The following is an 8,202-nucleotide window of genomic DNA, read 5'->3' on the forward strand; positions in this document are numbered from 1 at the left end:
GCATGCAGGGGGTCAAATCTCTCAAAGCTGCGGCAATCCAATTTGCAGCTTTGAGAGATATGGATTGTACAAAGATACCTGATTTTCAGGATCATGTCGCGCAGTGTTTTGGTGATCGTTCTGTTACGCTTCCCGATGACTGGGGCTGGCCCACGCATTGGCCCGATTTTGAAATGGACGAAGATGAGTTCGATGAAGAATGGGACAAGTGGAAAGCCGATCCTGAGGGGTATCGCCCGCCTGAGCCGCCGGATGAAAACGGTTAATCGCCTAAGCCCTTACGCGAAGGGTGGTAGCGCCACCCCCTCCACCGTGATCCGGTGCATCAACCGCCCATGCCCTGCGTAATCGGCGCAGGCGAAATGTTGCACGAGGCGGTTGTCCCAGATGGCGACGCTTCCCTCCTCCCAGCGCAGGCGGCAGGAATATTCGGGGCGGGTCGCGTGGGCGTAGAGGTAGCTGAGCAAGGGCGCGCTTTCCTCTGGGGTCCAACCTTCGAAATTCAACGTGAAATCGCCGTTCACATATAGGCAGGGCGCGCCGGTGACGGGGTGCGCGATGATGCAGGGGTGTATGGCGGGCGCTTTGAACGCGCTCTCGTCTGCTTTGATCCCGACGCGGCTATCCGCAAAGCTGCCGTCGGAATGGACTGCACGTAGAGAGCGCAGGGTGGTTTTGAGGCCCTCGGACAACCCCTCATAGGCGGCGGTCATCGACGCAAAGAGCGTATCCCCACCATAGGGCGGTAATTCGCGCGCGGCGAGGATAGAACACATGGCGGGCGCTTGATCGTAGGAATGATCGGTGTGCCATGTGCCGCCGATGACACGTGTCATCTCTGGCTTGGTGCGCACTTCGGCGATCATCGGATGGGTGGCAACGGGCGTGAAAAAGCGGTTGATGTCGATTTTGCCGAACCGCTCCGCCAGCGCGATATGCGCTTGCGGCGAAAGCGATTGGCGCCGGATCACCACCATACCATGCGCAAAGAGCGCGGCCTTGAGTTCATCAAAGCCTGCGTCCGAAAGCCTATTCAGATCTAGATCCGTGAGTTCGGCGCCAACCGCACCAGAGAGCTTTGCGAGTTTCATGACGCAAACATGACGATCAAAGCGCTCGCTATGCAAGCCTTAAGATTTACCCGTTGGTAAAGGTCACGCCGTCGTGCACGCATTGGGCGGGCGTGGTAACGGCAATCACAATTCCCACGGTGGCGCAGCTGGCGAAATCGGTGACCTTGCTGCTGGATGCAGCATTGAAGGCAGAACCTGTCGGGCGCAATGGCGCGGCATCCACCTGTTCGGGCTTTTTCAAACCTGTCATTTTGCCGATGTTTGCCGCAGTGTCACTTTGACAAGCTGCCAGCGCACAGGTCAGGCCCAATACGATCAGTCGCTTCATGTTAATCCCCCACTCGTTACAGAAACATGAGTGCAGGCTACTGCCTTTGCGGCATCCGCTTCACGGGGAAATACAATGCCTGAACCTCAATAAAAAAGCCCCGACCAAATGATCGGGGCTTTTCCGTCAATCTATGCGGAGGGCTTACATGCCCATCGCGCCTTTGATCTGCTCCAGAACGCCCTTGAGCAGTTCAGGATTGTCTTTCGCACCGTCCAGAGCAGTTTTCAGCGCTGTTTTCTTCAGTGCACCCAGCTCGGAGCCGTCGATCATTTCGCCGACTTTTTCGAGGTTGAAGCCTTCTGGCGTCAACAGATCAGCCAAACCGCCAGCAGCTTCGCTTGCTGCTTCGGTCGCTGTTTCTGTCGCTGTTTCAACTGCTTCTGCGGCAGCTTCTGTCGCGCCTTCGGCAGCTTCTGTCGCGCCTTCGGCAGCTTCAGTTGCGGCAGCGGCGGCGGCTTCTGCTTCTTCTTTTGCAGCGGCGGCAGCGGCTTCTGCGTCAGCTGCGGCCTTTGCAGCAGCTTCTTCAGCGGCTTTTGCGGCAGCGGCGGCCTCTTCTTCTGCTTTGGCAGCAGCAGCGGCGGCGGCTTCTTCAGCGGCTTTTGCTTCTTCTTCCAGTTTTGCAGCAGCAGCGGCAGCCTGCTCTTCTGTTTGCTCAACAGCAGCGGCAGCAGCTTCTTCAGCGGCCTTTGCTTCTTCTTCAAGCTTTGCAGCGGCTGCTTTCGCTTCTTCTTCTAGCTTGGCAGCAGCGGCTGCAGCTTCTTCTTCAGCAGCTTTGGCAGCTGCGGCAGCGGCTTCTTCTGCCTTGGCCGCTTCGGCAGCAGCAGCTGCTTCAGCAGCTTTCGCTTCTTCTGCGGCTTTTGCAGCGGCAGCTTCTGCGGCTTTCGTGGCTTCTGCTTCTACCATTGCGGCTTTTTCAGCTGCATTGCCCGAATACCACATGTATCCGCCGCCCAGTACTACGGCTGCAATAACAACCCAAATCAAGTTCTTCATTGATCTTCCCCTAGAGATAATCTGTTGCACCCGGCACGACCGCCAGAATGCTGCAATGGCGAAATGCGCTCAAAGACGCCCATGTGCAAGGGGAAAACCATGATTTTGGCCGCATTCCCATCCATTTGCCGCTTGAAGAGCGGCGCTGCTACCTCTATCTTGCAAACCTGATTTCATAGCTATCAAAGGATCAATCCAATAGCCCGCAGACCTCATAACGCGCCGCCACAGCGCGATACCGGACCACGCGTCAACGACAAAATCCGCTGCCCTGAAATTCGCCTGATTGGCGTAGAAGGTGAAAACGTCGGTGTTATTCATCCGGCCAAAGCATTGGTTATGGCTGAAGAAGCCGGCCTTGATCTGGTTGAAATTTCACCGAATGCCAATCCACCCGTTTGTAAGATCATGGATTTCGGCAAGTTCAAATACGAAACGCAAAAGCGTGAAGCCGAAGCGCGTAAGAAACAGAAGATCATCGAGATCAAAGAGGTCAAGTTCCGTCCGAACACTGACACCAATGACTACGATGTCAAAATGCGTAACGTTTACAAGTTCCTGGAAAACGGTGACAAAGTGAAAGTCACCTTGCGTTTCCGTGGCCGCGAAATGGCGCATTTGAACTTGGGCCGTGAATTGCTGGAGCGTGTCGCGGAAGACACCAAAGAGCATGGCCGCGTGGAGAACTTCCCCAAGATGGAAGGTCGCCAGATGGTTATGTTGATCGGACCTTTGCCGAAATAGTCGGTGAACCTAAAGATATATCGGAAAGGCCCGGCGATCACGCCGGGCTTTTTTCATTTGAGGGCACCCGTCTTGATGAAACAAAAAGGGGCCGCGATTTGTATCAAAGCCCCTCTTCGCCCTTTTCGCGCCCGTTGCGTTAAGCGAGGTGCTTTCTAAAATGCGCGAGCGTGCGTTCCCATGACAGCTCTGCCATCGCTTCGTCATAACGCGGGGTGCTGTCATTGTGGAAACCGTGGTTGGCCGCCTCGTAAATATGCGCCTCGTAATCTTTGCCGTTCGCGATAAGTGCCGCTTCATACTCTGGCCAGCCAGCATTTACGCGCTCATCCAACTCGCCATAGTGAAGCAACAATGGCGCTTGGATTTTTGGCACATCTTCTGCATTGGCCTGACGTCCGTAATAGGGAACAGAGGCTTTTAGTTCCGGATAGGCAACCGCCGCAGCGTTTGCGATGCCCCCGCCATAACAAAAGCCGGTAATTCCGACGTTGCCGGTAGACCCTTCATGCGCCATCAGAAACTCGATAGCTGCGAAGAAATCATTCATCAGTTTTTTCGGATCAACGGTTTTTTGAAGGTCGCGCCCTTCAGCGTCATTTCCCGGATACCCGCCAACAGAGCTTAGCCCATCAGGTGCAAGCGCCATAAAGCCCGCCTTGGCCAAACGGCGCGCAACGTCTTCGATATAGGGGTTAAGGCCGCGATTTTCATGCACGACGACAACTGCGGGCAATTTGCGCTCGACGCCAGCCGGACGCACCATGTATCCTCGGACCTCGCCATGCCCGTTTGGCGATGGATAGGTGATATATTCAGGCATGATATCGGGATCGTTAAAGGACACCTGCTCGGCAAGCGCATAGTTAGGTGCCATCAATCCAAGAATGGTCGTTGCGGTCATGCCTGCCACAGCAAATTTTGCCGCCCCCTCAAGGAACTGGCGCTTGGTAATCATGCCGTGCGCGTAAAAATCATAAAGTTCGAGCAGTTTAGGATCAAAGTCTTTCGCAGTAAGGCGTGTCATTTTAATCGCTCCTCTTGGGGTTCACTTGCCAAGCAATATGAAGCAGTTTGAGAAGCTGACAATACCAAGATTCACTAAAGGGCTGCATTATGCGGGAAGAACGCTTTGCCAAAGACGGGTATCTGTTCGGTACGGACCCGGTCCCATTCCTGTTAAAGCACGCAGACCTGTTTGAACCCGGTCAATCGCTGCTTTCTATTGCCGAGGGCGAAGGGCGAAACGGGGTGCATTTGGCCAAACGGGGTTTGGATGTAACGGGCGTGGAATTCGCCCCCTCCGCTGTTGCCAAGGCGGAAAAACTGGCCGCTCTGAATGGTGTTTGCGCGACATTCATCCAGTCGGATCTATTTGAATGGGATTGGCCAAGCGATGCTTTTGACATCACATTGGGGCTGTTTTTCCAGTTCGTGGGCCCAGCCGCACGAAATGAGCTTTGGCGCAAAATGCTGGCTGCAACGAAACCCGGTGGGTTGGTGGTGATTCATGGCTATACGCCCAAACAGATCGAGTTTGGCACAGGCGGGCCGCCCAATGTTGAAAACATGTATACGGCGGGTGATTTCGATGAGATATTCTTGGGCTGTGATATCCTGGTTTGCGAGGAATACGAGGCCGAGCAGCGGTCGGGTTCGGCCCATGTCGGCATGTCCGCATTGATTGATTTCGTCGCGCGCAAGCCACGCGTTTAACGGGGCGCTGCACCCGCCTGATCGAAGATCAGCCCCCCCCGAGGTATTTGGGGACCACAGAAGGGTTTAAACATTGCGGGGCCTTGGGCGCGTGGGGATTTCCTTGAGCAGCCCGCCAACGCCCATGGCTGCGATATCTTCACTGGTGACCGGCACGCCGCAAAGCACGCGAGAGAGCACTTTGTCCGCCCCGTTAAGCGCTGGCGAGCGCGCGCAGCCCGGTAGGCCGATAACGGGTTTGCCTTGCAAAGAGCCGAGGAACAGCAGGTTACCGGGGTCTACGGGCATACCAAACCGTTCTAACGTGCCACCTGCTGCGATCAATGCAGAGGGCGCGACATCCTGCGGATCAGAGGTTGCCGAGCCGGTCAGAATGAGGATCACATCGCCCTTTGCTGCGCCTATCGCATCTTTGAGCGCCGCGCCTGTGTGGGCGCATGTCAGTGTTTCGATCAACGGGCTGTCGAGCGCTGCAAGGCGCGCTTCGCTTGCGGCAATCGCCTTGCTTTCATCGCTGCCCGCATTGATCTGGGTGATAACCAGCGACACGTTTTGTTTCAGCGGCTGCGCCAATTGCACCGCCCCGCGCGCATGGGCACAGGCGGCGACCAGATCACCTTCGGGCACCGCATACGAGATGATCTTGACTGTGCCCAGCATCGCATTCGCATGCATTTGATGATGCGCAGGCACGCTTGCGAAAGAGATCATCGGATTGACCGCATTCAGCGCTGTCAGCTTGGACACATCCAATACCGCCAGCCCCGCGCCATCTGCGATCAGGTTGACCCGCCCTGTTGCCGCTTTGCTCGCGCGCAGCCCGACCGATCCTGCAAGCAAAGCGTCGCCCAAGCGGCGCGCGGCTTCATTTTCCTCGATATCACCTGCCTCCAACCGGGCGACGGTGACCTGCACCTGCCCGAGCGCATGCAGCTGTTCAATATGGGATTGATCCAGAACGATGCCCTTGCGCAGCCGCCCCTTTGGCAGGGCAATGGAATGGGCAAGTATGCCGCCACGCGCATCGCCAAGAGGAACCGCACCAAACTTCAAAGCGCGCCCTTGCGCAGGACCTGCGTCATTTCGGCCATGATCGACACGGCGATTTCAGAGGGGCTGGAGGCGCCTAAATCAAGGCCGACAGGACCGTGGATGCGGGCGATGTCGTGGTCGCTAAAACCCGCCTCTTTCAGGCGCGCGACACGTTTGGAATGCGTGCGGGTCGAGCCGAGCGCGCCGATGTAGAAGGCCTCGGATTTCAGCGCGATTTCAAGTGCGGGATCATCCAGTTTTGGATCATGGGTCAGCAGCACCAGCGCGCTGCGCGTATCAAGGCCATAGGCCGCAAGCGCATCGGCAGGCCAGTCGTTCAGGATGTTCTGGTTTGGAAACCGCGCCTGCGAGCCAAAGGTTTCCCGCGGATCAATCAACACGGGATCATAGCCCGCCATTTGCGCCATCGGCAGCAAGGCTTGCGCAATATGAACCGCCCCCACGACCGCAAGGCGCAGCGGCGGGTTGTGAATAGCGACGAAGAGACGGCTGCCCTCTTCAAAACCGGATCGATCCATGCGGAAACGCGCATCGAACCCCTCGCGTTGCAGGCGGCGCGCGCCCGTATCCAGATCAGCCACATAAGCGATTGGCTGGCGCGCGGCGCGCGCGGTGCAAAGTTCGGCCAAAAGCGGCTCGCTCAAGACCGTGCCGATGGGTTCAACAAGTATGCGGATCGTTCCGCCGCAGGCCAGGCCAACAGCAAAAGCATCCCCGTCCGAAACGCCGAATTCCAATTCGCGCGCATCGCCATGTTCAATCGCTTCAATCGCCTCAACAATCACAGCGCCCTCGACGCAGCCACCAGAGACAGAGCCGATGATGTCCCCCTGCCCGCTGATCGCAAGCTGGCTGCCCGTGCGGCGCGGCGCGCTGCCCCAGGTTTCGATGACGCTGGCAAGCGCCGCTCCCTTACCCGCGCGATGCCAGGCAAGGGCTTGTTCCGGAATCTGCTCAAAACTGGCCTCGCTCATCGGGCATTCTCCTCAGACATTGCGCGCATGAGGCGGGTCTTTTCACCGCTGTCATGGCTTTGCGACAAAGCCTGCGCCAAATCTTCAAGAGAGGCAATGGAATGACCTGCGCGAAAGCTGTCGACATAGGGCAGCATGGCGCGGATGCCTTGTGCTTTGGGTGCGAATTCATCCCAACGCAACAAGGGGTTAAGCCAGATGAGTCGTTTTGAGGATAGTTGCAAACGCTGCATTTGAGCGCTTAGGCGTTCTGGCTCTCCGCGATCAAGGCCATCGGTTATCAAGAGCACCAAAGCGCCCTGCCCGAGCACGCGGCGCGACCAGTCTTTGTTGAAACGCTCAAGGCTCTCGCCGATGCGCGTGCCGCCTTCCCAATCCTGCGCCTCTGCCCCAGCCGCTGCGAGCGCTGCGTCCACGTCGCGCTGGCGCAGGTGCCGCGTGATATTGGTCAGGCGGGTGCCGAAGGTGAAGGCATGGACCTTGGCCCAGCCCGCGCCTTTGTCGTTGGCAACAGCATGCAGAAAATGCAGCACAAGGCGGGAATACTGGCTCATGGAGCCCGAAATATCGCAAAGCACCACAAGATTGGGCCAGCGAATGCGCGGGGATTGCCTTGCAAGGTGATGGATTTCACCGCCTTGCCGCATCGAGGCGCGCATGCTCGCGCGAAAGTCGATGTTCGCGCCAGAGGCCGCGCTGCGCAGGCGGCGCGATTTTAGCGGCGCAACTGGCAATTTCAGCCGTGCAAGGATGCGCTTGGCCTGCGCCACTTCATCTGTGCTCATCTGCTCGAAATCGAGGGAGCGCAGGCGTTCTTCCGACGACATGGTAAGCGAGGTGTCGATTTCGATTTCCGTGCCTTCGTCCTTGTCATCCTCTTGCTGCGGCACATCGCGATTGGCCCCGTCAAGCAGGGCCTCGGCCGCGCGTTTTTCAGCGGCTTTGGGTGCCTTGTCTTCTTGAACCCCGCGAATGGCAGGGAGCATCATCGCCATCATATGTTCCATAAACCGTGGATCACGCCAGTAGAGACGAAAGACCTGACTGAAGACCGCGCGATGCTCCGGGCGCGAGACAAAGCAGGCTTGCAAGGTCCAGAAGAAATCGCGCCTGTCGGTGAAACCCGCCGCCTCTACCGCGTGTATGGCGTCGATGACGCGGCCCGGCCCGATGGGCAGGCCCGCCTTGCGCAATGCGCGTGCGAAATAGGTAATGTTGCCTGCAAGGCGCGGGTTTTCAGGCAGCTCCAGGGGTATCAGTTCAGCCATTTCTCGAGGCCAAGGCTGGGGTTTTAACACCCCCCCACCCCCGGGGGATA

At 57.5% G+C, this 8,202-nt stretch carries 11 protein-coding genes; 4 read left to right on the top strand and 7 right to left on the bottom strand.

The genetic code is table 11. The features are described 5' to 3' along the window. On the top strand, nt 1-266 hold a 266-nt coding region (locus tag WBC85_RS11480), incomplete at its 5' end, for a hypothetical protein (protein ID WP_424436990.1). Between the two features lie 12 nt (nt 267-278). On the opposite strand, the gene WBC85_RS11485 is transcribed toward WBC85_RS11480, so the two are convergent. From WBC85_RS11485 to WBC85_RS11495, 3 genes are all read right to left on the bottom strand, one after another. Next, nucleotides 279-1,091: a TauD/TfdA dioxygenase family protein gene (locus WBC85_RS11485; protein WP_424436993.1), complete on the bottom strand. Its 813-nt coding sequence runs from the start codon at nt 1,089-1,091 to the stop codon at nt 279-281. Nucleotides 1,092-1,137: 46 nt separating this feature from the next. Next, nucleotides 1,138-1,401 carry a hypothetical protein gene (locus WBC85_RS11490; protein ID WP_424436996.1) on the bottom strand — a complete coding sequence of 88 codons (264 nt, stop codon included), beginning with the start codon at nt 1,399-1,401 and terminating at the stop codon, nt 1,138-1,140. Nucleotides 1,402-1,545: 144 nt separating this feature from the next. Further along, the gene (locus WBC85_RS11495; protein ID WP_424436999.1) at nt 1,546-2,397 is read right to left on the bottom strand and encodes a translation initiation factor 3; all 852 of its coding nucleotides are present in this window, start codon (nt 2,395-2,397) and stop codon (nt 1,546-1,548) included. 47 nt (nt 2,398-2,444) lie between these two features. Between WBC85_RS11495 and WBC85_RS11500 the strand changes: the two genes are divergently transcribed. Together WBC85_RS11500 and infC are read left to right on the top strand one after the other, a co-directional pair. Further along, nucleotides 2,445-2,576, top strand: a complete 132-nt coding sequence (locus WBC85_RS11500) for a hypothetical protein (RefSeq protein ID WP_424437002.1) — start codon at nt 2,445-2,447, stop codon at nt 2,574-2,576. A gap of 19 nt (nt 2,577-2,595) precedes the next feature. Further along, a complete protein-coding gene (gene infC / locus WBC85_RS11505; protein WP_424437020.1) occupies nt 2,596-3,141 on the top strand; it encodes a translation initiation factor IF-3 in 546 nt (181 codons plus the stop codon). 139 nt (nt 3,142-3,280) lie between these two features. On the opposite strand, the gene yghX is transcribed toward infC, so the two are convergent. Next, complete coding sequence (yghX, locus tag WBC85_RS11510; protein WP_424437005.1) at nt 3,281-4,168, bottom strand: YghX family hydrolase; 888 nt, start codon at nt 4,166-4,168, stop codon at nt 3,281-3,283. Nucleotides 4,169-4,257: 89 nt separating this feature from the next. Between yghX and WBC85_RS11515 the strand changes: the two genes are divergently transcribed. After that, complete coding sequence (locus tag WBC85_RS11515) at nt 4,258-4,857, top strand: SAM-dependent methyltransferase (RefSeq protein ID WP_424437008.1); 600 nt, start codon at nt 4,258-4,260, stop codon at nt 4,855-4,857. A 66-nt stretch (nt 4,858-4,923) separates the two neighbouring features. Here the strand turns inward: WBC85_RS11515 and WBC85_RS11520 are convergent, their stop codons facing one another. The 3 genes from WBC85_RS11520 to WBC85_RS11530 are packed head-to-tail and all read right to left on the bottom strand — an operon-like array spanning nt 4,924 to nt 8,152. Then, nucleotides 4,924-5,910, bottom strand: a complete 987-nt coding sequence (locus WBC85_RS11520; protein ID WP_424437011.1) for a molybdopterin-binding protein — start codon at nt 5,908-5,910, stop codon at nt 4,924-4,926. Further along, nucleotides 5,907-6,884, bottom strand: coding sequence for an XdhC family protein (locus WBC85_RS11525; RefSeq protein ID WP_424437014.1), 978 nt, complete (start codon nt 6,882-6,884; stop codon nt 5,907-5,909). Before WBC85_RS11525 ends, WBC85_RS11520 begins: the two co-directional genes overlap by 4 nt. Beyond that, nucleotides 6,881-8,152 (bottom strand): vWA domain-containing protein, encoded by a 1,272-nt coding sequence (locus WBC85_RS11530; RefSeq protein WP_424437017.1) that lies wholly within the window; start codon nt 8,150-8,152, stop codon nt 6,881-6,883. Before WBC85_RS11530 ends, WBC85_RS11525 begins: the two co-directional genes overlap by 4 nt. Nucleotides 8,153-8,202: the final 50 nt, after the last annotated feature.

This window comes from Planktotalea sp. (assembly GCF_049680325.1).
GTDB lineage: Bacteria > Pseudomonadota > Alphaproteobacteria > Rhodobacterales > Rhodobacteraceae > Planktotalea.

What these genes read in the sequence shown, in the direction of transcription:
- WBC85_RS11485 (WP_424436993.1), bottom strand. Translation starts at nt 1,091, where the DNA reads ATGAAACTCGCAAAGCTCTCTGGTGCGGTTGGCGCCGAACTCACGGAT.
- WBC85_RS11490 (WP_424436996.1), bottom strand. Translation starts at nt 1,401, where the DNA reads ATGAAGCGACTGATCGTATTGGGCCTGACCTGTGCGCTGGCAGCTTGT.
- WBC85_RS11495 (WP_424436999.1), bottom strand. Translation starts at nt 2,397, where the DNA reads ATGAAGAACTTGATTTGGGTTGTTATTGCAGCCGTAGTACTGGGCGGC.
- WBC85_RS11500 (WP_424437002.1), top strand. Translation starts at nt 2,445, where the DNA reads ATGCTGCAATGGCGAAATGCGCTCAAAGACGCCCATGTGCAAGGGGAA.
- yghX (WP_424437005.1), bottom strand. Translation starts at nt 4,168, where the DNA reads ATGACACGCCTTACTGCGAAAGACTTTGATCCTAAACTGCTCGAACTT.
- WBC85_RS11515 (WP_424437008.1), top strand. Translation starts at nt 4,258, where the DNA reads ATGCGGGAAGAACGCTTTGCCAAAGACGGGTATCTGTTCGGTACGGAC.
- WBC85_RS11525 (WP_424437014.1), bottom strand. Translation starts at nt 6,884, where the DNA reads ATGAGCGAGGCCAGTTTTGAGCAGATTCCGGAACAAGCCCTTGCCTGG.
- WBC85_RS11530 (WP_424437017.1), bottom strand. Translation starts at nt 8,152, where the DNA reads ATGGCTGAACTGATACCCCTGGAGCTGCCTGAAAACCCGCGCCTTGCA.